Here is a 23,123-nt window from a genome sequence, read left to right as displayed (position 1 = left end):
CCATTTCACCGGGCGTTTCGCGAAACTACACGCGCAGTTGTAGAAAAAGGATCGAATGGACGATTTTGAGAATCTGTTTAACGACGACCCGGTCGAAGACGACATCGTTGAGGCCGTTGAAGAGGAAGTAGCCGAAACGGTTGATGAGACCGCAGAGGACCTTGAGGAAACCGCCGAAGACGATGCGGATACCGTAGAAACGGTTGAAGCTGAACTAGAGAGCGAGACCCCAGAGACGCTTGAAGAGGCTGTTAAAGAGGCTCCCGAAAGCGTTCCAGTCGCCGCAATGTTGGCAGAGCGCAATCGCGCAAAGGCAGCAGAGCAAGAACTGGTATCTCTTCGTAGACAGATGGCAGCAGCACAAGCCGCCCAAGCTCAGCTAGCCGATCCTTACGATGATCCAGAGACCTACCGGTCTCAGCAGATGGAAATGATGCGTCAGCAAATCCAAGAGGAGATGCGTGTCGCTAAACTTTCAGAAAGCGTTGTTCGTGGCCGTGAAAAATACGGTCAAGAGACGCTCGATGAAGTCGCTGAGTGGGCGGAATCAATGGCGGCAATCGATCCGACATTTGAGACCCGCGCAATGTCTCAGCCTGATCCGGTCGAATGGACCATCGCAGAACGCAAACGCTCCGCACAGCGTCAACTCTTTGAAACCGATCCGGATGCCTTCGTGCGCCAGCGGGCTCTTGAGTTGGGGCTAACCGCGACTCCGGTCGCACAAACCAACACAACGATAACAGAGGCGCGAAAAGCGTCCGCCCCCGGCCCTAAGTCATTAGTTCATGCAGTATCGCGTCAACCCAATGCACCCAAGTCAGGAAAGGACGAATTCACCGATCTGTTCGACAAATAAGGAAAGTCGAACATGGCTGATTTTAAGCTGGCAAACGCAAATGCCAAAGAAGTATGGTCTACTAAGTACGCCAAGGAATATGTCGCGGAGTCGGGCTTTCTGCCCTTCATGTCCTCGGCTGATAACGCAATCATTCGCGTCAACACCGACCTAAAGTCGGCAGGCGATGTTGTCCACATCCCTTACATCGCATCGCTCAAGGGCGCGGGCGTAAGCGGTGGCGCAACTCTAGAGGGCAACGAGGAAGCTCTCCTGAACTACTCCACGGAAGTGAAGGTCCGCCATCGTCGTAATGCAGTAATGCTGGGCGAGCACGAGACTTTCAAGTCCGAACTCGACTACGCTAATATGGCGCGCGCTGGTCTAAAGGACTGGTCGGCAGAAGACCTTCGCGACGAACTCATCGAAAAGATGCAGAGCGTTGTCATTGAAGGTGGCGTGGACTCCGATGGAACCCCCATCGAAGATACCTACAAGCCTTTCGACACCGCAACGGCTGGCGAAAGGACCGCGTATCTCCTCAAGAATAACGACCGTATCCTGATGGGCACCGCTAAGGCAACCACTCAGGTATTCTCCACTTCGCTCGCGGCTGTCCCTTCCAGCGCAATCCTTACGGCTGATACCGTGTCGATGGCGAAGGAAATGGCAGAAACCACGGCTTCGTTCCGCATCACGCCTTACCGCACGAAGGAAGGCCAGAAGTGGTATGTGATGTTCGTCGGTGTCGAGGGCTTCCGCCAGCTTCGCAAAGACCCGCGCATCGAAGCGGCCAACCGCGACGCGCGTCCGCGCGAGGTGGAAACCAACCCGTTGTTCACCGGTGGTGATCTGGTTTGGGACGGCGTGATCGTGAAGAAGATTCCTGAAATCACTCAGGTTGGCAATCTGGGCGCAAGCTCGGCACCGATCGGTTTCGCGGCTCTTTGCGGCGCAAACGCTCTTGCGGTCGCGTTCTCGCGTAAGCCTTCTTTCCGCACGGAGAGCAAGGATTACGAGCATCGCGTCGGCGTCGGTATCACTGAGATTCGCGGCAGCGCGAAGATGAGTGCCGCTGGTACGCAGACCGGGCAAATCAGCATCTACTACGCTGCATAATCTCCCAAGGGAGTGCTCAAATGGGGGACAGGGCTTCGGCCCTGTCCCTTTTTGTATGTTGCCCCTTTCATAACAAACGCTAAGTGGGCCACGGCGTAGGTAAAGCCCAACTACGCCACACCTTAGCAGCCGCCTTCATGCGGCTGCTCTTTCCTTCATCCAGCTAAATACTGGATGAACTGTTCGCAAATAATCACAACGGCACTTCGCCGTCTCGGCATTCTTGCCGCTGGTCAACAGCCCGACGAAAGCCAGATTGAGGACCATCTAGAGACCCTCAAGGCACTTTACTTGCGCTGGGTCAATGACGGCACTTTCGGTCGCCTCTGCGATATTATCCCGCTGGCGGATACCGAACATCTAGCAAGTCCGATGACGCGCATTGCCGCGCTCGATCCCACAACCGTCATTTTACCCGAAACGATCCGTTGCGGCGGTCGCGAAGCTACTGCCGTGGATGGTTCGGTCATCGTAGTTGTGCATCGCACGACCCGCCAGACCGCCACATATATCTATGACTCGGCGTCGCATGATTGGCGGCAGATCGATCATTTGCAGCCAACGGATTTTGCCCCGCTGGCATACCGCGATCCCATCGGATTGGCCTGTTATCTCGCAATCGAGCTAAGCGAGGAATACGGCCAAGAAATCTCTGAGTTGACCGTCCGAAACGCGATGGCGTTCCGCACCTCGCTTACCCATGATTACTCGCGCGGCGATAACAGCCCGGTCCCGTATTACTGATATGGCTGGGGTGCCGCTGGGCTTACAGTCATACTCGCGCTTACGCTCGATCCAGCCTGAAACTCGGTTGGTAAATCTATATTTGGAGAAGGACGAAAGCGGAGCTTCACCGGATGAGGCGATGCGTCTCCAACGCCCCGGCTTGGTCAAGATGCACGCCATAGCGGGCAAGCCCATTCGCGGCCTGTATCAGTCGGACGGCGTTCTATCCAACAAGCTCATCATCGTTGCCGGAAATACCCTCTACCTCAGCGATGGTGCCAATCTTGAGACGGTGGGGACGCTCCCCGACGACAACGATACCGTCCGGATTGCCGCCACTTTTGAGCGCATCGGCATTGCGACCGCTGGTGAATTTTGGGTCTATGACGGGACGAAGCTCGCCAAGCTCGACCTTCCCGATGATCGCGCCGTCGTGGATGTCGATGTCATCAACAGCTACTTCGTTGTGATTACCTCGCCGGGTCAGTTCTATTGGCTGGCACCGGGCGCGAGTGCTTTTGACGCGCTCGATTTTGCGACCGCTGAGGCGCTCCCCGATGGCCTTAGGGCGATCCGGCGTATCCGCGATGATGTATTCCTGTTTGGGAGCCAATCGATCGAAGTTTGGCAATCCACAGGCGATGCAGACAGCCTTTACCAGCGCGCGCCCGGTCGCTTGATCGATCGCGGCGTTCAAGCTCGCGAGACCGTTGTAGCGCTGGATAACTCGGTCATTTTCCTTGGTGAAGACGGCTTGGTTTATCGCCTCTCCGATGTTCCCAAGAGGGTTTCGACCAACGGTATCGAGGAGCGTATCGCTGAGCGGTCGGACCTCTGTTCGGCGTTCAGCTACACATCGGAAGGGCATCTATTCTATGTCCTCACGATCCCCTCAGTGGGCACCTACGCTTATGATCTCTCGACTGAGATTTGGTGCGAGATGGCCAGCCATGACAGCATCGTCTTTCGCGGCCAGCACGGTTTTGATTCCGCGCTCGGGTCGGTTTGTGGCGATGCGCTGGGGAATGTCTACCGCTTCGACCGGCTCGCCACGACCGATGATGGTCTGCCGATCCTTCGCCTGATCTCGGGCACAATCCATACGGGCGCTCGACCGATCCCGAACGGGAGTTTCTCGGTTCATGTCGGCCTGAGTGAGGAAGCGACGATCCGCCTTAGATGGAGGGACGCTCGCTCGGATTGGTCAATGCCGCGATCCCAGACCGTCCGTGAAGGTAGCGAGATTGCCGATTTCTATCGGTTGGGCGCATCGCGCGGGGCTTATCGTCATTTCGAAGTGTCGTGCAGCGATCCGGTATTTCTGAGGATCAGCGGGGCGGTCGCCAATGAGGCGTGGACGATATGAGTAATAAGCTCAACATCGGCACCTTCATGGCCGGTCGCGCTATGGTCGATCCCGACAATGGCCATCCCACCATCGAATTCTTGCGCCAGCTTAACTCGATAATCCAGCAGCTTGGGAAACAGACCAACGCGAACACCGAACTGCTTGGACTGATCGAACTCGCGTTGGAGCAAGCTGGAATCGCGATCTTGACGGCGGAAGAGGCGCGAGATGCCGCTATGGCGGGTGCCCGCGATCAAAATCTCGTGAATAGCTATGTCGATCCCGGCGCGGTCCTTTCGTGCGCCGATCTAACCATAACGGTCTTGCCGCATGACCGCGTGTATGGGGATGGCACGCGGGTATCAGTGGCGGGGGCTACCTTGTCCGTGCCCAACTACTCGACCCGATATTGGATTACCTATCTTGATCCAGCGAGGACGGGTGGGGCGGTCACTTATGTGGCGACCGCGAACTACCTCGATGCCGCACAAGCTGGCGACCGCCATGTCGTCGGAGACATCATTACCCCAGCGGATGCGACCTCTCCCGGCACTGGCGGCAACGGTCCTCGACCGCCCGGTACCGGACCTTGGGAGCCGCTAATACCTAATGAGGTGCAGCCATGATGCGCACCTTTGATGCGACGATCCATGACACGATCGCTCGCCATCCAGAGATCGCCAGCGCGTTCGGGTGCGATGTGGATCGTATGCCGCTATCGTTTGCAGAAATGGCCGCGTCTCCCGACGACTTCGCGCTCTTGCGGAACGATACGGGAGATATGGGGATGATCTTCGAATGGTCGGCCCCATTCGTTTGGCAGATGCACACACTCGCGCTTCCATCATGTAGGGGAAAACGAGCCCTAAAGGATGGTAAGGCGATGATCCGGGAAATGTTTGTCGAGCATGGGGCGTGCCTGATCTGGGGTCAAACTCCCGTCGATCTCCGGGCCGCGCGGATATTCAATCGCTGGTGCGGGGCAAAATCGGTTGGGTTTCGCGAGCAACCTTTGTTCGGGTTGAGCGAAGTATTCATGGGCCTGAAGGACGATTGGTTGGAGCGGCATCCATAGGCTAGGTTTGCATAAATAACATTATGCCAATGGAAGCAGTAGGAGCGGCAACTTCAGTCGCCAAGGGAATATCGTCGGGTAAGGGCGCTAAAAGGGCCGCGCAGATTCAAGCCAAGTCTGCCGCTGAACAGCGCGCTCAATACGAACGCATTTACAACATGAACGCAAACAACTTCAAGGGCGACATTGCTCTTGGGGATGCAGCGTCAGCGCGGCAAGCTTCGTTGCTCGGATTGGCAGGGGGCGATGGTTCGAACCCCACCGAAGTCCTTCGCGCTACTCCGGGGTATGAGTTCCGCGTGAGCGAAGCTCTGCGCGGGCAGCAGGCGGGTGCCTACGCCAACGGGATGGGCACGAGCGGCGCGGCGATGAAGCAGCTTCAGGAACGCTCGATGGGTCTCGCTGATCAAACCTTCAACACCTATTTCGATCAGACCGGTCAGGTCGCCAATCGGGGCGTTGCGGCTAAGTCCTCGCTCGCCGGAGTGTCTACGAATTGGGCGGATTCGGACAGTCGAGTTGCGCAGGGTGCCGCCGATACTAAGAGTCAATTTCAGATGTTCAAGGCGGCGAATTTCAACAATACTCTTGATGGCGTCACGAAGTCATTCGGCTCCAGCTTTGGTGGCAAGTAATGAGTGGCTTCAACTTCATGCGCGATGGCGGCGCGACTCTTTTGGCGGGCGTCAATAACGACGCCTTTCGCGAAGGCGTTCAGCAGCGGCAGGTCGATCAGGATAACCAGCTTAAGCGCGAGCAAGCCGTTTACGAGAATGATCGCCAGCGCACCTATCATACCAAGCTAGCCGAAGCGATGACGGCCAATGATCCGGATCGCGCGGCGATGCTTGCATATCAGTATGGCGACGAGAAAACCGGAACCGGCATCGGTAAGGTTCGACAGGAACAGTTTACCCGCGCGCAGGGCAGCAATACCAGCTATGCTAACATTGTAGCTGGTGTTGCGGAACGCCCCTATGCGGAACGCCGTGCCGCGCTATTGAGCGCCGCTCCGATGCTAACGCGCATGGGTATCAGCCCCGCCGAAATAGAAGCGTTCGATCCAACCGATCAGAACATCGCTGCGCTCGCTGGCGTCGATTACACTGCCAAGGATCGCGACGCTAACGATGTCGCGGTCTACGGCGCGAACACCAACCGGATGGATGCGCAGACTAAGCGTATGGAGCTTAGTCAGCCTAAGGTTGTGGGGCAGAACCAAAGCCTTGTCACGCCAGAGGGTGGCGAGCTTTTCAGGGCTCCGCAGTATCAGAGCTTTGGCTTGGACGAAAATGTCTATGTCGATCCGGGCACGACTTCGCAGGGATATACCTCAAATATCACAAGCGGCGCTCGCGGTGGCGATGCCACTTGGGGTGCGATGATCGGGGCGGAATCTGGCGGTCGCCAGCTAGACGGGCAGGGACGCCCATTGCGTTCGTCCGCCGGAGCAATCGGTATCGCACAGGTCATGCCCGCTACGGCTCGCGAAGTCGCGGGGCAGATGGGTATCGCGTGGGATGAACAGCGATATCGCACCGATCCCGCCTATAATGAGGCGCTTGGTCGCCACTACTATGACAGCATGGTGAAGCGCTTTGGGGGAGATATCCCCAAGGCGGTCGCGGCATATAATGCCGGTCCCGCTGGCGTGGATCGAGCGATGGCGCGTGCGGCTCGCTCTGGCGGTTCATGGACGCAATATCTCCCCGCTGAGACGCAGGCCTATGTCCAAAAGGTCACGCGCAATTCGCAGGTGCAGGGACAGCGGCAAACCAGACCAACCCCCCAGCTATTGCAGCGCGGCGTTCCCAAGCCCGCAAGAGGTAGCAGCGCCACGGACGGCGGTAAGCCGGTTCCGGCGAAATGGGCCGACAAGTTCATGGACGCCCGAAATGTCTATCTGGGGTTCGATCGCGCCGAAAAATCGTTCAAGCCGGGGTTCGGCGGCAATGTGGCGGGAAGCGCAGAAAACCTAATCCAAGGCGTAGTCGGCGACCGTTTCGGGACGCCGGGGCAGCGCGATTGGTGGGCCAACCACTTCTCTAACGACAACAAAGAGCGTCATGAAATCTTCGGCGCGGCTTTGACCGGCACCGAGAAAGCGGCGTGGGAAGCAACCACGATCTCGCCATCGATGAGTGATGAACAGATCATGCGCAACCTCCAGCGTCGTCGCGAGATCGTGGCAAACAAGCTGAAGTATCAGCGTCGATTCTTGGTCGCACAGGGCTATTCTCAGACCGCTATCGCTGCGCTTGCAGAGGGGCTATAAATGGATTTCTTTGATCGCATTGGTCGCGGGGCGAAGGCGACCCTCGGGATGCCCGCGCCGGTATTTCAGCCGAATACCATATTTCATGTCCCTTCCGATCAGGACACTGAAGGCTACGCCGGTCGCGAAACCCTCGGCGGGATGGCGCAAGCTGAAACCTTGGGGCAACCGCAGCAAGCTCCAATGGCCGACAATCCGTTTGGCGTTGATCCCGGCGATAGCTTTTGGGAGCCCAACCCCGCGCCCGTCGAGCAGGCTCCGCAGCAAGCCCCGATGGCCTATAGTCCTCCAGCGCAGCAGCAGCAGCCAATGGCGCAACAGCCGCCCATGCCATCGCAGCAGCCAATGCCCCAGCAGGGTGGCGCAGCCGCCGCTGGTGGCGTCATGGGTAGCGGCGATCAGACTATGCAGGCGCAGACAGCGGGGCAGGTTGATCGCGCTAAGATCATACAGGCGCAGCTTGTGCAGATGCTCAACTCGGGCGTTTCCGATGGAGAGATTCGCACTTGGGTGGCGCAACAGGGCGTCCAGCTAGGTGGCTTGGACGAAAACCTTGCGCGCCGTCGCGATAACCCGAACGCGCAGATTCAGGTGGTCTCTCAGCTTCAGGGCGAGAAAATCCCCGTCGAGCCGTTACCCGAAATCTCTCGCGAAATGGCCGCGCTTCGCGGGGGCGTCGATACCTTCAGTTGGGGCTCGGACGATGAACTGTATGGTGCCGGTAAGGCGGTCGATTATCTGTTCGGTCAGGCCCCCGGCGATAGCTTCAGCGATGCCTATGCTCGCGGTAAGGCTGAACGCACCACTGAGAAAACGGCGGCTATCCAGCAGCATCCCGGCTATTACATTGGGGGACAGGTCGCGGGCGGTCTCGCAACCCTACCGTTGGGCGGGGCGCTGCCCAACATGCTTCGCGGCGGCGGTATCGTTCGCGGCATCGGGACCGGTATTTCTTCGGGAGCCGTTTATGGCTTTAACAGCGATGAAGGTGGCGTCACCGATCGTCTCGATGGGGCTGCGATCGGCGGCGCATTCGGCGGGGTTACCGGCGGTATCTTCAGCGGGGCAGGGGCAGGCGTTCGTCGCCTTACTCGCAACGGACGCGCTGAAGAGGTTTCGGATGCAGCCGCACGGGTAAACAACAGCCTCGGGACCAACATCCAGCCTTCGATCGCCCACTTCGGGCGGACGGGCAATGGTGCAGGCGAGTCGATCAGGGGCCGTATGGCAATGGGTTTGCGGAACACGCTCCCCGGTCTCGCTACCCTAGATGGCAACCTAACCCGCTTCGGCGACGATGTGACCGATGGCGTCCAGACGCTAGCAACGCGCACCGGCGCGGTATCCGACAACATCGTAGATGCAGGCGCGCGCCAGCTACAGCAGCGCCCCGGCACCATTGCGGGCTATCGCGAGACATCGCGCGGTATCGCCGATGGGCTTTACCGACAGGCCGATCAGCTTGGTGGGGGCACGCTGATTTCGCCGAACCGCACGGTCGCGTCGCTCGATACCATGATCGGTAATCTATCGCGGAGCCCCGGCACTGAGACCGCACGCACCGCCCTTCAGGGTTTGCGCGATGAAGTGGCTTCCCAGCAGTGGACCGCCGCCGGTTTGCGCGACATGCGAACCCGCTACGGTCGCCAGCTTAATGCAGTCGATGGCGTGACTCGCGGCGAAGCTAATCAAATGTGGGCGAGCCTTTCGCGCGACATTACCGATGGCCTGCACAATGCTGGTCGGAGCGATGCCGCACGGGCCTACCGTCAAGCAGATCGTTTCTATGCGCGTCGATCGCAGTCGATGCGGATCGTTGAAAACCTGATCGGCAAGCGCGAGACAGGTTTCAACTCCCCGCAACAGGTCGCCAACAAACTAACTCAGATGGCGCGAACGGACGCGGACGAACTCCAGACGGTTTTGCGTCAGCTTCCGCGTGCCGAAGCCGCCGATGTTCGGGGTTCGGTTTTGCGTCAGTTGGGCGTGGCTCCGGCATCAAAGCAGGGCGACACCCCGACATTCTCGATCAACACCTTCGCGACCGAATGGAATAAGATGGGGCCTCGCGCACGGTCGGTCATGTTCGATCAGCGGACGATCTCCGATTTGGACGATCTTGCCCGCTTGGCTACCGCTGCTAAATCGATCCCGTCAAATTCGTCCAACAGCTATGTCGCGGGGGCAATCGCCAACACCGTGCAGGGGGCGGCGGCGCTCAACATTTTCTACAACCGCGATAACCTAACTAGCTCGACCGGTGTCGCCAGCATCATCGGCGGTATCATGACGATCGGTGCTTCAGCGATCCTCGGGAACCGTGGGATGCTTCGCGGGCTGGTGAATTTTGGGAGGACGGGCAACGCGGCAGATTGGGAGCGCGCTCTAACGCGCGGTATCCGCAACGCGAAGGACAACCCAACTTGGCAGATGGAGCTAACCGGGATTCGCGATTGGATTGCGGGGACTAACTTCCCTGCACCGCCCGTATCAGCCGATACCGCCGATGCGGCACCTACCGCCACCGGGAGCATCTTTGATGATCAGGAACCGGCAACGCCCACGGGTGGGAGCATCTTTAACGGGGAAGATACCGCCATCGATGACCCCTCCAGCATGATCAATCCGTTCGGTGAGGATGATGACGAAAACGCCCCGGCGACGGGTGAGGGGATGACGGCGAAGGAACTGGTCGAAGAGGGATTGGGAGACGAACCCCTCTATTGAAGAATCGACAGGGAACAGTTTTGATAAATAATGGATGCAAAAGACATCCTCAAAAAAGTTCTCGCGTCCCTACATCATTCACAAAGGCATGAAGCAGCGATGCTCCGATCCTAACCATAAAAACTACCATCGATACGGAGGAAGGGGAATCAAAGTCTGCGAGGAATGGATTAGAAATCCCCTTGCTTTCGAGCAGTGGGCTAGAGCCAACGGATACACCGATGAACTTACCCTAGACCGTATCGACAACGATCTTGGTTATAGCCCAAGCAATTGTCGATGGGTTGACCGCAAAACCCAAATAAGAAATTCCACCGCTGCTAAGCTTACCATGCAAAAGGCGAACGAAATCAGGTCGGTCTACAAAACGACTAAGATATCTATGCGCGCTCTAGCCAAGCAGTTCGGCGTCGGCGCTACGACGGTTCACCGGATCATAAACGATGCGGGGTGGTTGCCTTCAGTTAGCGATTGACGGCCTAACCCTTGCCGCATGTTCCCGTTTTGTCCTACTATGGCGACATGGACACTCAGCGAATCGAAGCCGCCATATTGGATGCGCCAGCATGGGCGCAGATCGGCATTACCATGGATCATGAGAGGGTGCGGGCCAGTGCCGCGCATGAGCTAGCTTTGCGAATCGCGGATGCAATACAGGGGTGCGTCCAAGTGGACCTGCAAATCCGCGAAAAAAATGCCCCCCGCACGCCGTCCTATTGACTTCGCGGTGGCCCAGCTTGGTCCTCGCTTTGCGCCACAACTCATTGCATCGATGGGGGACTAAGAGGCGCGATTCTGCCTTGGCGCGGATTTACCGGCTTGTGGCTCCGGAATTTTCCGCACAATCTATAGTGGTAGCAACGGGGATACGGCCCAACCGATGGGCGATTGAAGTTGCTACCATTGCCCTCTCACCAAAAGAGGCGATGCACGATCGGGTTGGTAGCTTTAGCTAGGTCCACTGACGCTCCCCTCCAAAAGGAGAAAGTCGCTCGCAAGCTACCGACCCGATCGCTGATATTTAGGCTATCACCCCGGCGCGGATCGTCAAACTGGTTTTAGCGCGGCTTATGCGGCGTGTGGAACCGACATTCGTCATCGTCCAAGAATTACGCCGGTATCAATCATTGATATCAAAGTAAGTATAAAGACGGCCCAAGGAACCGCTTAGCGGGTCTGGTGAACCGTCACGGCAGGGGCTCTGACTTCAGCCGGAGCGACCGCGATCTCATACCCAACATAGGTCAAAAACGCGACGATTGCGAAGGCGAGACCTTTGACCATACTTCCCACGGTCTTTGCGCCTCTGAGTTCGGAGACCGTTTCGGTCTTCCATCGCTCCAGATCGACTACGCGCTTGATGGTATCATGATGCGCCTGCACCAGCGTTTCGCGGGCGGCGCTTGTAATTTCCAGCGTTGCGATCCGTGCCTCATGGCCATCGGCGCGCTGGTTGAGCCGCTCAAGTTGAGTCGTGATATTGTCCACCTTGGTATCAAGGCGAACCAGCAAATCGCGCATATCCTGCGGCAGATGCATGGAGGTGGTTGAGGCGGGCATTATTTGCTTTCGAACTGATCCAGCGCGTTCGTCGCCCCGGCGTTATCGCCCGCAGCGATTAAGCCCAAGGATGATACGATTAGGAGCACGACCGCGACGGTTTCGGCATCGAGCGTAATGCCGATCGTGGCGGCGAGTAGGGCGGTAATCGCGAACGATACGACGCGTCGTGTGGCTGTGTTAGTCAGCAGGCGAAGGATATTTTTCATAGGGGTATTTAGCCGGACGATACATATTGCCGCCCATAAGTCACGCCCTCGCGATCACTTTTTGTTCTCGCGCACAAAACGCACAGGGTATGATGACAGTGTCATGCAAAAAGCGAACTTGACCCCATCCCGTGAACGAGCGGACCTCCCCGCGATCGTTCGATCTTTTGAGCGTCAAAAGCGCCCTGCTATGGGACTTGTAGCGGTGTTGGTTTGGCGCGCTCCATCGATCGCTTTTGCGGCAGCGGCTGGATACGCAATATTTTTGCGCTGATAAGCCGAAGCCCTATAATGCGTTTATGTTATCCAACCTCGCTATCCTGACAAGATCGTTGGTATCTAGGAGTATAACACCTAGTTCGCGGGCAGCTTCGATTGCTGGTCTAGTATATCCGTTAGTGGAAATAACCATAGGGCGGTTGGCTCCTTTGCTGCAAACACCGGCTATCTCCCGGATAGGAGCTACTCCTATGGGTTTCGCGTGTCCTTTGCATTGGCACCAGTATGAATTTCCCGCGATTGAGAGTCTTAGATCAACTCCGCCGTCTCCAGTCGTTTTAGTCATTTGGGCCTTACAACCGCGAGAAATGAACAACTTCATCACCGCTCGCTCGAACGCAATTCCTTTCATTGGCTTCCAGAAGCCGACCCCAGTCTCTAACGAATGATATTCGAAAGCCTCTAGGTCCTTCCCATATTTTTTACCATTCTCGTCTTGAATGGTGAGGAACAGAGGTTTCACGAGAGACTGAGTGAAATACCCACTGCCCGCGAGTGCAACGAAGAAAACCATGGGCGCAAGCACCCATGTCCAGCCGCCGATCTGCTCGTTGAGGTTGTTTAAAATCAACACCCCCATTGCGCAGCCGCCGCCCCATCCCGCAGCGGCCCCGATGCAGCCAACGGCAGATTCCCTGCTTTGTATTCTGCCCTTGTTCGCGCGCCAGTCATAGCTTGGCGGAAGATTGTAATCGGCTGGTCGGGGGCGGTGCATCGCCTGAGACTAATGCGGTAAGTTCGGAAAGCTACACGGTTCAATCGGCCCTCAGCCCCGAGCCGCCAGAAGCTGGTGCATAGATATGTCTATCTCGGGTTAGAACTGGTGAACCCCACGGCCAACCTTGGCCAACTCCCTAACCCCCGATCTAACCCCCGAATCGGCTAGGGGTTCGTTTCCGGATTGACGGGGAAGGGGCAAAACTCTAGGTTTTCTGCGGGGATTTTGGTGCCGGTTGCAGGAATCGAACCCGCGACATCCAGTTTACAAAACTGGCGCTCTACCAACTGAGCTAAACCGGCACATGGCAGCTAATGTATCAGGTAACGCCGAAGGTCCAGCCTTCGGTTTGCGCGATATGGCGGGTCAGCGGGGCGGGGGACCAAAGTTCGGTGCGGTGGGCGTTGGCGCGCAGCCAGGCGGCGGTCAGCAGCGCGTCGGTGGCGTGATCGTCGTAGATCGCGATCGGTGAGGCGCGCTCCTGCGTAAAGGTCGCGGGATCGTGGGGGTGCGATCCGAATGCCGCGAGCGCTGCGTCGAGCGCGTCGCGGTCGCGCAGCTTGCTCAGGCCCTTGCGCAGTCCCGCCGCGCGCGCGGCGATCGTGGTGTAGATTTCGACGACGCAGCCGCCGGTGCGCGGCGCTGGGTCGAAGGGCCATACCGGCAATTGTTCGCCCAGATGGTGCAGCAGCCGCATGCCCGCGAAGCTTGCCTTGGCGACCTGCGCCGCGCCGATCGCGTCGTACACCGTCGAGGGCTTGCCGCCGCCATTGGCGTTGTAGCGCGCCTCGCAGCGGCGGAAATGCAGGAAGCCCGCCTTGGGGCCGTCGGCGGCACCCAGATAGAAATGGCTGCCGCGATGACGTTCGAGGAAGCTCGCCGCGCCGAGGTCGGCGTCGTCGCACGCGGCGTCGATCCAGCGCCAGAATGCGCGCGCGCTGTCGGGGGCGGGGAGGCCGGGGAGATAGGCGCCGCGTTCGATCCAGGGCGGGGCGAAGCTGAAATCGAAGCCGATCAGCGTGTCGCTCGCGGCCTGGTCGCGCAACCAGTCTAGCACGCCCGCGCGCGACCAGATGCCGCCGGGCGGGCGCACCAGCACCGGCGCGGCGCTGCCGGCTTCGCACAAGCCCACCGCGATGCCGCGGTGGCGATGGCCCCTGGCGCCCGACCAGTCGATCGCGGCGAAGCGGGTGAAGCGCTGCGGAGTCAGTCGATCATCTCGGCCACCGCCTTGGCGAAGCCGGCGATGTCGAACCGGGCGTTGCCGGGGTCCTCGCCGCGGCGGACGACGACCAGCCGCTTCGAGGGGATCACCATGACATATTGGCCGCGATTGCCCTGCGCGGCGTAGCTGCCGGCGGGGAGGCCCTGTTCGGGGCCGAACAGCCACATCGTCGCGCCATAGCCGGGGCCGGTGGCGGGCTGCGGGCCGGTCGGGGCGGTCATGTAGCGCATCCAGCCCTCGGGCAGCAGGCGCTTGCCCTGCCAGACTCCGTCGGCGCGCCAGAATTCGCCGAGTCGCGCCAGGTCGCGTGCAGTCGACCAGACCTGGCTCGACAGGATGAAATTGCCGCGCCAGTCCTGTTCGGCGACGGTGTGCGTCATGCCCAGCGGGCCGAACAAGGCGGTGTTGGGGAAGGTTGCATAGCGCGCGTCGCCCATGCCCTCGCGCAGCGACAGGACTGCCAGCAGGATGTCGTTGTTGGCGTAGCGGAAGCGGGTGCCGGGTTTGGCTTCGACCGGCCAGCCGGTGGTCTCCTCGGTCACCGCGGTGCCGCCGAAATAGATCGCGTCGGTACGGTTGCCCGCGGTGGCGCTGTGCAGCCCGCTCGCCATGCGAAGCAGGTTGTCGAGGGTGATCTGGCGGCGCGCGTTGGGGCCCTGCTCGTCGCGCCATGCGGCGATCCGCGCGGGTTGATCGACCTTGGCCACTCCGTCCTGCACCGCGATGCCTGCCAGCGTGCCGGCAATGCTCTTGGCGACCGACCAGGTGCGGTTCGACACGAACGGGCCGAAGCCATCGGCATAGCGTTCGGCGACGATCGTGCCGTCGCGGACGATCACCACGCCCGCGGTCTTGGCGCCTTCGCCGAAGCCGCCGGTGAAGGCGCGATCGACCGTTGCCGCCAAGGCGCGCGAGGGGCGCGGGGCGATGCCCGCGTCGCCTTGCGGCCAGCGTGCGGGGTTGGCCGGGGCGGGACCGGGCGGGGTAGAATAGCTGGTGGCGACCGGCGGCGGCACCGCGCCGATCGGCTGGCCGACACAGCCGCGGCCCTTTGCGAACACCGCGCGGCGCGGTGGGAGTTGCGGGTCGAAGGTGACGCTGACGACGCCGGTGGTACGATCGACGGTGGCGGGAAGCTCGGGCAACAGCGGTTGATATTGCGGATAGATGCCCGCAAGCTCGTCGACCTCGATCTGCGCTTCGCTGCGGCCGGCGTTGAAGATGCCGCTGCAGAGCATCGCGGCCTTGTAGCCGGCGGCGATCGCGCGGTCATAGGGTGCGGGGGCGGCGGGGGTGGTTTGCTGGCCGGCGGCGGGGGTGGTGACCAGCATTAGTACTAGCGCTGCCAACCACCGTTCGCCCTGAGCTTGTCGAAGGGCGGCCCGAACCTTCAGCTGGTGCGCGGGTTGCGGCTGCGGGGCGTGCTTCGACAAGCTCAGCACGAACGGGGATGGGGGAGTAGTCCTAACCTTCACGCGCATTCCTTGCTTCCTCCCACCACGCCATGCGTTCGGCCACGCGCTTTTCGAACCCGCGATCGGTGGGCGCGTAAAAGCGTTGCGGGGGCAGTTCGGCGGGCCAGTAATTGGCTCCCGAAAAGCCGCCCTCGGCGTCATGGTCATAGGCATAGCCCTTGCCATAGCCGATGTCCTTCATCAGCTTCGTCGGTGCATTCAGGATGTTCTGCGGCGGCATCAGCGATCCGGTTTCCTTCGCGCTGCGCCACGCGGCCTTCTGCGCCTTGTACGCGGCGTTCGATTTGGGGGCGGTCGCGCAATAGAGGCACGCCTGCGCGATCGCGAGCTCGCCCTCGGGACTGCCGAGGAAATCATAGGCGTCCTTGGCCGCGAGGCATTGCACCAGCGCCTGCGGATCGGCGAGGCCGATATCTTCGCTGGCGAAACGCACCAGCCGGCGCAGTACGTAGAGCGGCTCCTCGCCAGCGGTGATCATCCGGGCGAGATAATAGAGCGATGCCTGCGGGTCCGATCCGCGCAGCGATTTGTGCAGCGCCGAGATGAGGTTGTAATGCCCCTCGCGATCCTTGTCGTACACCGCGACGCGGCGCTGGAGCAGTGCCGACAGCCCGGCGGGGTCGAGCGGGGTCTCCAGCGCGATCGAGAACAGGGTCTCGGCCTGGTTGAGCAGGAAGCGGCCATCGCCATCGGCGCTCGCGACCAGCGCGGCGCGGGCGTCTGCGTCGAGCGGCAGGCTGCGGTCTTCGATCGCCTCGGCGCGCGCGAGCAAGGTGTCGAGCGCGGCGGCGTCGAGGCGGTGGAGGATCAGCACCTGCGCGCGGCTGAGCAAGGCGGCGTTGAGTTCGAACGACGGGTTTTCGGTCGTCGCACCCACCAAGGTGACGGTGCCGTCCTCGACATAGGGCAGGAACCCATCCTGCTGCGCGCGATTGAAGCGGTGGATCTCGTCGACAAATAATAAGGTGCGTTTGCCGATCCGGGCATGTTCGCGCGCTTCGGCGAAGACCTTCTTCAGATCGGCTACCCCTGAGAACACCGCCGAAATCTGCGCGTAGCGAAGCCCGACCGCGTCGGCGAGCAGCCGCGCGATCGTGGTCTTGCCGGTGCCCGGCGGCCCCCACAGGATGATCGATGACAGCTTGCCGGCCGCCACCATCCGCCCGATCGCCCCCTCGGGGCCGGTGAGGTGATCCTGGCCGACGACTTCGCCCAGATTGGCGGGGCGCAGGCGATCGGCGAGTGGTGCGTCGGCGGCGGGGCGGGCAGGGGGCGGGGGAGCGGAGTCCCCGAAAAGGTCGGCCATCACCGCCAGATAGGCGCGATCGCCGGGATGCGCGAGGCTTCTTCCCCCCTCCCGCAAGCGGGAGGGGGACTAGCGCGCCCGCGCCGCGATCGTTTCCAGATACGCATCGAGCACGACCTGGTTGATCCGATCCCATTGATAGCCCTGCGCCTTGGCATGGCCCGCCGCGCCCGCGGTGCGGCGCGCGGCATCGTCGCGGCAATAATGCTCGATCGCGTCGGCATAGGCACCGACGTCGCGCGGCTCGACCAATGCGCCGGTGACCCCCGGATCGACCAGCCCGACCGCGCCGGTCGCGCGCGCCGCCACCACCGGCACGCCCGCCGCCATCGCCTCGAGCGTCACATTGCCGAAGGTCTCGGTGACCGATGGATTGAAGAACACGTCCATCGACGCGACCGCGCGGCCCAGATCGTCGCCCGACTGGAAGCCGGCGAACACCGCGCTCGGCACCTGCTTGGCGAACCAGTCGTGTGCCGGGCCTTCGCCGATCACCAGCACGCGGTGGCGCACGCCGCGGCGTTCGAGCTCGCGCACCACGTCGGCGAAGATGTCGAGCCCCTTTTCGAGCACCAGCCGGCCGAGAAAGCTCACCGCGACCTCATCGTCGGCGATGCCGAGTCCGCGGCGCCATTCGAGGCTGCGCATCCCCGGATTGAAGCGCGCATGGTTCACCCCGCGCGACCAGATGTCGATCGGCGTCGTCACCCCCCATTCGCGCAGCAGGTCGCGCATGCCGTCGCCTGGCACCACGACATGATCGACGCGGTTGTAGAAGCGCTTCGACAGTTTCACCGCGAGCGGCTCGAGGAATGCGGCCTTGTAATAGCGCGGATAGGTTTCGAACCGGGTGTGCAGCGAGGCGAGCGAAGGGACGCCGTTTTCGCGTGCCCAGCTGACGACTCGGTGGCCGGTGATGTCGGGCACCGAGACATGGACGATGTCGGGGGCGAAGGCCTCGAGGTCGCGGCGGATCGCCTTGGGCAACCCCAACCCCAGCCGGTATTCGCCGCGGCCCGGGAAGGCGAACGCGGGGACGCCGATCAGCTCGCCGGTCGGCTCGAACGCTGGCTGCGGCACCGTCGGCGAATAGACGCGCAGCGTCACCCCCGCGCGCAGCAAATGCCCCGCCAACAGGTTGAGCGCCTGGTTCGCGCCGTCGCGGACATAATTATAGTTGCCGCTGAACAGCGCCACGCGAAGATTGGAAGCATGCATCGCCGGGCATCTAGCCGTACCGAGCGCGGTTTGCCACCGGAACGATCATCGCCGATCGCGGGTTTTGCATCGTCATCCAGATCGGGAGCCGTCGATGTCGAATGCATTTCGCAAGGGCCAGAAGGTGAAGTGGAATTGGGGCAGCGGTTCGGCGCACGGCAAGGTCGAGGAACGCTTCGATCGCCGGGTGCAGCGGACGCTGAAGGGATCAAAGGTGGTCAAGAACGGGACGACCGATAATCCGGCGTATCTGATCGCGCAGGAAGATGGCGATCAGGTGCTCAAACGCGGGAGCGAATTGAGCGGGGGGTGATCCTTGGACACCCTTCCGTCACCCCAGCGAAAGCTGGGGTCTCCCGGTTGGCGAGCGCACCGACTGCCGCGAGGAGACCCCAGCTTTCGCTGGGGTGACGGCTGTTGGGGTAACTGATGTCTTGGGGGCGGTATTCCCTTTTCGTTCCTCTCGCGCTACCGCTTCCCCATGGCCAAACCCCAGAAGAAATATGTCTGCCAGGCGTGCGGATCGGCGACGTCGAAATGGGCGGGGCAATGCGCCGATTGCGGCGAATGGAACACGCTGGTCGAGGATGCCGGCGCGGTCGTCACGGCGTTTTCGGCGCGACATAATCTGCAAGGCGGCGGGCGGCCGATCCTGCTGTCGGGGCTCGACAGCGAAATCGCGCTCCCCGAGCGTATGGCAACCGGCATCGCCGAGCTCGATCGTGCGCTGGGGGGCGGGTTCGTCGAATCCTCGGCGACGCTGATCGGCGGCGATCCGGGGATCGGCAAGTCGACCCTGCTGCTTCAGGCGGCGGCCAAGCTCGCGCTCGCGGGCAAGTCGGTTGCCTATGTCTCGGGCGAGGAGGCCGCCGACCAGGTGCGGCTGCGCGCGCGGCGGTTGGGGCTCGGCAACGCGCCGGTGCAATTGGCGGCGGCGACCTCGGTGCGTGACATTCTCACGACCTTCGGCGGCGCGGCGGCGCCCGATCTGCTGGTGATCGATTCGATCCAGACGATGCACTCGGACCTGATCGAGGGCGCGGCGGGCACCGTCAGCCAGGTGCGCGCGTCGGCGGGCGAGCTGATCCGCTTCGCCAAGGAACGCGGGACGGCGGTGGTGCTGGTCGGCCATGTCACCAAGGACGGCAGCCTGGCCGGCCCGCGGGTGATGGAGCATATGGTCGATACCGTGCTGGCGTTCGAGGGCGAGCGCAGCCACCAATATCGCATCCTGCGCGCGATCAAGAACCGCTTCGGCGGCACCGACGAGATCGGGGTGTTCTCGATGGAGACGCAGGGGCTGAGCGAGATCGCCAACCCCTCGTCGCTGTTCCTCACCTCGCGCGACGAAAGCGTCACCGGCACCGTGGTGTTCCCCGCGCTCGAGGGAACGCGCCCGGTGCTGGTCGAGGTGCAGGCGCTGATCGTCCGGCTCGCCAGCGGCGCGACCCCGCGGCGCGCGGTGGTCGGCTGGGATTCGGGGCGGCTGGCGATGATCCTCGCGGTGCTCGAGGCGCGCTGCGGGCTCAGCTTTTCGACCTGCGAAGTGTATCTCAACATCGCCGGCGGCTATCGCGTGCAGGACCCCGCGGCCGACTTGGCGGTGGCGGCAGCGTTGGTGTCGGCGTTGTCCGAACGCGCGGTGCCCGTCGATTCGGTGGGGTTCGGCGAAATCGCGCTGTCGGGCGAGATCCGCCCCGTCGCGCACGCCAATCTGCGGCTGAAGGAAGCCGCCAAATTGGGCTTCGCCAGCGCGCTGCTGCCCAGCGCGCAAGCCGCCGAGCCGGGCACGATGAAGCTGGCCGGGTTCAAGAACTTGGGCGCGTTCGTTGACCATATGCTGGCGCGCGGCTAGCGGCGCGGGAGCAATTTGGAACGCGCGCCATGGACCTGACCGCCCTCGATATCGTCGTCCTGCTCGCCGTCGGTAGCGCAGCGGTGCTCGGCGCGATGCGCGGCTTCGTCACCGAGGTGCTGTCGCTGCTCACCTGGTTGCTGGTCGCGTTCGTCGTGCGGCTGTTCCACACGCCGCTGTCGGTGATGATGGTCGATTGGGTCGGCACCAGTTCGGGCGCGGCGGTGCTGGCGCTGTCGATCCTGTTCGGGGTGACCTATCTGGGAGGCAAGCTAATCGCCAACGCGGTCGGCAAGCGAACGCGCACCTCGGTGCTGGGACCGGTCGATCGCGCGCTGGGGTTCGGGTTCGGGATGCTCAAGGCGGTGATCCTGGTCAGCCTGGCGTTCATCCTGGTCGTGCTGGTGCTCGATACCGTCAATGGCGGCCCGGCGCGGCGCCCCGACTGGATCAAGAGTGCGCGGACCTATCCGCTGCTCAACGCCACCAGCGCGAGCATCGCCGAGTTCGTCGATCGCCGCCGCCGCGGCGAGCCGGTGTTCCCCTTCCTCGAAGACGCCCCGCGCAAGAAATAAACGCCCTCTCGCGCAAAGCCTTGCCGTCGCCTACATCGATGCGGTGACCACGCTCTACAACACCGACATCCTGCGGCTCGCCGCGACCGTGCCGTTCCAGCAGCGGCTCGATTCGCCGATGGCGAGCGTCGAGAAGCGCTCGCCGATCTGCGGCAGCCGGGTGACGATCGACGTCAATCTCGACGAGGAGGGCCGCGTCGGCGCGCTCGGCATGCTGGTGCGCGCCTGCGCGCTCGGCCAGGCATCGAGCGCGCTGCTTGCCGAACACGTTATCGGCCGGACGCCCGAGGAGATCGCCGCCGCCAGCGATGCGCTCGCGGCATGGCTGGCTGGGGGCGAAACACCGCCCGATTGGCCGCGGCTCGAATTGTTCACCCCCGCGCTGCCGCATAGCGCGCGCCACGCCTCGATCCGGCTGGCGTTCGAAGCGGCGGCCGAAGCCGCGGCGCAAGCGGCGACCCACCGGCGCGAATTCGCCGGCTGATGGAAGCGCATGGCGAACTGAGCTTCGTTCGCGAATTCGCGCCGCTGCTCGGCGCGGCTTTGGTCTTCGTCCTGCTGTTCCGCAAGCTGGGGCTGGGTGCGACGCTCGGCTATCTGGTCGCGGGCGCGGTGGTCGGGCCGCAAGTGCTTGGGCTGGTCGGCGATGCCGAGAGCAAGCTGGGGTTCGCCGAGCTCGGGATCACGCTGCTGCTGTTCCTCGTCGGGCTCGAGCTCAGCCCGCAGCGGCTGTGGCGGCTGCGGCACGACATTTTCGGCCTCGGGCTGTTGCAGGTCGTACTGTGCGGGCTGGCAGTGAGCGCGGTGATCTGGGGCGGGGCGGGGTTCTCGCTCGCCGCGGCGTTCGCGCTCGGGCTGCCGCTCGCTTTGTCCTCGACCGCGCAGGTGCTGCCGATGCTACAATCGGCGGGGCGGTTGAAGACACCCTTCGGCGAGCGCGCCTTTTCGATCCTGCTGCTGCAGGATTTGTCGATCGTCCCGCTGATCACCATCGTCGCGGCGATGTCGCGCAACCCCGCCGATGCCGCCGGCCCGCCGGGCTGGCTGCTCGCGGTCAACACCGTGCTCGCCGTCATCGGCCTGATCCTCGCCGGCCGCTTCATCCTGCGCCCGTTGTTCACATTGATCGGCAATCTGGGCGAGCGCGAGATGTTCGTGTTCGCCGGGCTGTTCACCGTCATCGCAGCGGCGGCGATCATGCAGGCGCTGGGGCTGTCGATGGCGCTCGGCGCGTTCGTCGCCGGGGTGATGCTGGCCGACAGCCCGTATCGCCACGAGCTCGAGGCCGATGTCGAGCCGTTCCGCTCGATCCTGCTCGGATTGTTCTTCCTCGCGGTCGGCATGCTGCTCGACTTGAGCGCGATCGCCGAGCGGCCGCTCTTCGTGTTCGGCATGGCGCTGGCGCTGATCGTGACCAAGGGCGCGGTGATCTTTGGCCTTGCGTTGTTGTTCAGGATGCCGTGGCGGCCCGCGCTGGCGCTGGGCATGCTGCTCAGCCAAGGCGGCGAGTTCGGCTTCGTGCTGTTCGCGCAGGCGCAGGCGGCGTTGCTGATCGCGCCCGAGGCGGCGAGCGTGTTCGGCGCGATCATCACGCTGTCGATGGCGACCACGCCATTCCTGATGATGTTCACCAAGCGCTTCCGTGCCGAGCCCGCCGCGGGCGACGGCTCGGCGCTCGATCCGCCGCGCCACGATGGCGCCAGCGCGGTGGTGGTCGGCTATGGTCGTTTCGGCCAGACGGTGGCGCAGATGCTGATCGGCCAGGGGCTGTCGGTGACGATCATCGACACCGATCCCGAAACGATCGAGGTCGCGCGCGATTTCGGCATGAAGGTCTATTATGGCGACGGCACCCGCATCGACCTGTTGCGGCTGGCGGGCGCCGCCGATGCCGAGCTGCTGATGTTCTGCCTCGACGGCGACCAGCTCGATACCGAGGCGCTGACCGCGATCAAACAGGCCTTCCCGCAGCCCTCGCAATTCCTGCGCGTAGTCGATCGCCGCGCGGTGATGCGGCTGGCGGGCGCGCCGGTCGAGGCGACGGTGCGCGAAGTCTATGAATCGGCGATCGCGATGGCACGGCTGGCGATGGCGTGCGTCGGCGTCGACGAGGGTGAGGTCGAGCGGACCGAGGATGAATATCGCCGGCTCGACGAGGCGCGGCTGAAGCTGCAGGCCGACAGCGGCAGCATCTATGCCGGGCGCGACGAGATGTTCTCGCAGGCGCGCCAGCAGCGGCAGGCGGAGGAAGCGGGATGAACATGATCGTGGTGCTGGCGGGGCTTTCGGGCGCGATGGCAGTGGCGGCGGGCGCGTTCGGCGCGCACGGCGCGCAGGCGCAGGCCGCCGAATGGCTGCGCACCGGGGGCATGTACCAACTGGTCCATGCGGTGGCGGCGGTGGCGGTGCTCCAGCTCGGCGCGCGGGTGCCGGCGTGGCTGTTCCTGGCCGGCGGGCTGGTGTTCGCGGGCACGCTCTACGCGATGGCGTTGGGCGCACCGCGTTGGCTGGGCGCGGTGACGCCGATCGGGGGGACGTTGCTGATCGTCGGGTGGTTGTGGCTGGGGTGGCATGGGGTGCGGGGGTAGGGCGCCC

Annotated in this window: 23 protein-coding genes and 1 tRNA gene; 16 read left to right on the top strand and 8 right to left on the bottom strand. The window is 62.4% G+C overall.

All coding sequences use genetic code 11. The annotated features are described in order from the left end of the window. Window positions 1-55 precede the first annotated feature (55 nt). The 10 genes from OKW76_RS06995 to OKW76_RS16180 all read left to right on the top strand — a co-directional run bounded on the left by OKW76_RS06995 (window position 56) and on the right by OKW76_RS16180 (window position 10,828). Window positions 56-859, top strand: a complete 804-nt coding sequence (locus tag OKW76_RS06995; protein WP_265552338.1) for a hypothetical protein — start codon at window positions 56-58, stop codon at window positions 857-859. A gap of 12 nt (window positions 860-871) precedes the next feature. Further along, window positions 872-1,957, top strand: coding sequence for a DUF4043 family protein (locus OKW76_RS06990; RefSeq protein ID WP_265552336.1), 1,086 nt, complete (start codon window positions 872-874; stop codon window positions 1,955-1,957). A gap of 174 nt (window positions 1,958-2,131) precedes the next feature. Next, window positions 2,132-2,701, top strand: coding sequence for a hypothetical protein (locus tag OKW76_RS06985; protein WP_265552334.1), 570 nt, complete (start codon window positions 2,132-2,134; stop codon window positions 2,699-2,701). A 142-nt stretch (window positions 2,702-2,843) separates the two neighbouring features. Continuing rightward, window positions 2,844-4,049: a hypothetical protein gene (locus tag OKW76_RS06980; protein WP_265552332.1), complete on the top strand. Its 1,206-nt coding sequence runs from the start codon at window positions 2,844-2,846 to the stop codon at window positions 4,047-4,049. Further along, complete coding sequence (locus OKW76_RS06975; RefSeq protein ID WP_265552330.1) at window positions 4,046-4,657, top strand: hypothetical protein; 612 nt, start codon at window positions 4,046-4,048, stop codon at window positions 4,655-4,657. The genes OKW76_RS06980 and OKW76_RS06975 overlap by 4 nt, the downstream gene beginning before the upstream one ends. Further along, the gene (locus tag OKW76_RS06970) at window positions 4,654-5,106 is read left to right on the top strand and encodes a hypothetical protein (RefSeq protein ID WP_265552328.1); all 453 of its coding nucleotides are present in this window, start codon (window positions 4,654-4,656) and stop codon (window positions 5,104-5,106) included. Before OKW76_RS06975 ends, OKW76_RS06970 begins: the two co-directional genes overlap by 4 nt. A 29-nt stretch (window positions 5,107-5,135) precedes the next feature. After that, window positions 5,136-5,741, top strand: coding sequence for a hypothetical protein (locus OKW76_RS06965; protein ID WP_265552326.1), 606 nt, complete (start codon window positions 5,136-5,138; stop codon window positions 5,739-5,741). Further along, complete coding sequence (locus OKW76_RS06960; RefSeq protein WP_265552324.1) at window positions 5,741-7,381, top strand: transglycosylase SLT domain-containing protein; 1,641 nt, start codon at window positions 5,741-5,743, stop codon at window positions 7,379-7,381. Before OKW76_RS06965 ends, OKW76_RS06960 begins: the two co-directional genes overlap by 1 nt. Continuing rightward, window positions 7,382-10,108 carry a hypothetical protein gene (locus OKW76_RS06955; RefSeq protein ID WP_265552322.1) on the top strand — a complete coding sequence of 909 codons (2,727 nt, stop codon included), beginning with the start codon at window positions 7,382-7,384 and terminating at the stop codon, window positions 10,106-10,108. A gap of 522 nt (window positions 10,109-10,630) precedes the next feature. Beyond that, window positions 10,631-10,828, top strand: a complete 198-nt coding sequence (locus OKW76_RS16180) for a DUF6771 family protein (protein WP_322740117.1) — start codon at window positions 10,631-10,633, stop codon at window positions 10,826-10,828. A gap of 447 nt (window positions 10,829-11,275) precedes the next feature. Here OKW76_RS16180 and OKW76_RS06950 read toward each other — a convergent pair whose 3' ends face one another. The 8 genes from OKW76_RS06950 to OKW76_RS06915 form a co-directional block, all read right to left on the bottom strand. Further along, a complete protein-coding gene (locus OKW76_RS06950) occupies window positions 11,276-11,647 on the bottom strand; it encodes a hypothetical protein (protein WP_265552320.1) in 372 nt (123 codons plus the stop codon). A gap of 20 nt (window positions 11,648-11,667) precedes the next feature. Then, the gene (locus OKW76_RS06945; protein ID WP_265552319.1) at window positions 11,668-11,877 is read right to left on the bottom strand and encodes a hypothetical protein; all 210 of its coding nucleotides are present in this window, start codon (window positions 11,875-11,877) and stop codon (window positions 11,668-11,670) included. 286 nt (window positions 11,878-12,163) lie between these two features. Beyond that, window positions 12,164-12,871: a restriction endonuclease gene (locus OKW76_RS06940; protein WP_265552316.1), complete on the bottom strand. Its 708-nt coding sequence runs from the start codon at window positions 12,869-12,871 to the stop codon at window positions 12,164-12,166. A 229-nt stretch (window positions 12,872-13,100) separates the two neighbouring features. Continuing rightward, window positions 13,101-13,176 (bottom strand) — tRNA-Thr (locus OKW76_RS06935). Window positions 13,177-13,193: 17 nt separating this feature from the next. Next, window positions 13,194-14,084 (bottom strand): hypothetical protein, encoded by an 891-nt coding sequence (locus OKW76_RS06930; RefSeq protein ID WP_265552830.1) that lies wholly within the window; start codon window positions 14,082-14,084, stop codon window positions 13,194-13,196. Further along, entirely contained in the window at window positions 14,081-15,448 is a 1,368-nt protein-coding gene (locus OKW76_RS06925) for a serine hydrolase domain-containing protein (RefSeq protein WP_265552314.1), read from the bottom strand. The genes OKW76_RS06930 and OKW76_RS06925 overlap by 4 nt, the downstream gene beginning before the upstream one ends. A 115-nt stretch (window positions 15,449-15,563) precedes the next feature. After that, on the bottom strand, window positions 15,564-16,880 hold the full coding sequence (locus OKW76_RS06920; RefSeq protein ID WP_265552312.1) for a replication-associated recombination protein A: 1,317 nt from the start codon (window positions 16,878-16,880) through the stop codon (window positions 15,564-15,566). Between the two features lie 69 nt (window positions 16,881-16,949). Beyond that, window positions 16,950-18,098 (bottom strand): glycosyltransferase family 4 protein, encoded by a 1,149-nt coding sequence (locus OKW76_RS06915; protein ID WP_265552310.1) that lies wholly within the window; start codon window positions 18,096-18,098, stop codon window positions 16,950-16,952. Between the two features lie 94 nt (window positions 18,099-18,192). Here OKW76_RS06915 and OKW76_RS06910 point away from each other — a divergent pair, with 94 nt between their 5' ends. From OKW76_RS06910 to OKW76_RS06885, 6 genes are all read left to right on the top strand, one after another. Continuing rightward, complete coding sequence (locus OKW76_RS06910; RefSeq protein WP_265552308.1) at window positions 18,193-18,411, top strand: DUF2945 domain-containing protein; 219 nt, start codon at window positions 18,193-18,195, stop codon at window positions 18,409-18,411. Between the two features lie 168 nt (window positions 18,412-18,579). Beyond that, window positions 18,580-19,953, top strand: coding sequence for a DNA repair protein RadA (radA, locus tag OKW76_RS06905; protein ID WP_265552306.1), 1,374 nt, complete (start codon window positions 18,580-18,582; stop codon window positions 19,951-19,953). Window positions 19,954-19,982: 29 nt separating this feature from the next. Then, window positions 19,983-20,528, top strand: coding sequence for a CvpA family protein (locus OKW76_RS06900; RefSeq protein ID WP_265552304.1), 546 nt, complete (start codon window positions 19,983-19,985; stop codon window positions 20,526-20,528). A 43-nt stretch (window positions 20,529-20,571) separates the two neighbouring features. Next, window positions 20,572-21,012: an iron-sulfur cluster assembly scaffold protein gene (locus OKW76_RS06895; protein WP_265552303.1), complete on the top strand. Its 441-nt coding sequence runs from the start codon at window positions 20,572-20,574 to the stop codon at window positions 21,010-21,012. Next, window positions 21,012-22,787 (top strand): cation:proton antiporter, encoded by a 1,776-nt coding sequence (locus tag OKW76_RS06890; protein ID WP_265552301.1) that lies wholly within the window; start codon window positions 21,012-21,014, stop codon window positions 22,785-22,787. Before OKW76_RS06895 ends, OKW76_RS06890 begins: the two co-directional genes overlap by 1 nt. Further along, window positions 22,784-23,116, top strand: a complete 333-nt coding sequence (locus tag OKW76_RS06885) for a DUF423 domain-containing protein (protein ID WP_416221850.1) — start codon at window positions 22,784-22,786, stop codon at window positions 23,114-23,116. The genes OKW76_RS06890 and OKW76_RS06885 overlap by 4 nt, the downstream gene beginning before the upstream one ends. The last annotated feature ends 7 nt before the right edge of the window (window positions 23,117-23,123 follow it).

It is taken from the genome of Sphingomonas sp. S1-29, assembly GCF_026167545.1.
Taxonomy (GTDB): Bacteria; Pseudomonadota; Alphaproteobacteria; order Sphingomonadales; family Sphingomonadaceae; genus Sphingomonas.
Note: the sequence above shows the minus strand (reverse complement) of the source record. Positions and strands in the feature narration are given on the sequence as shown.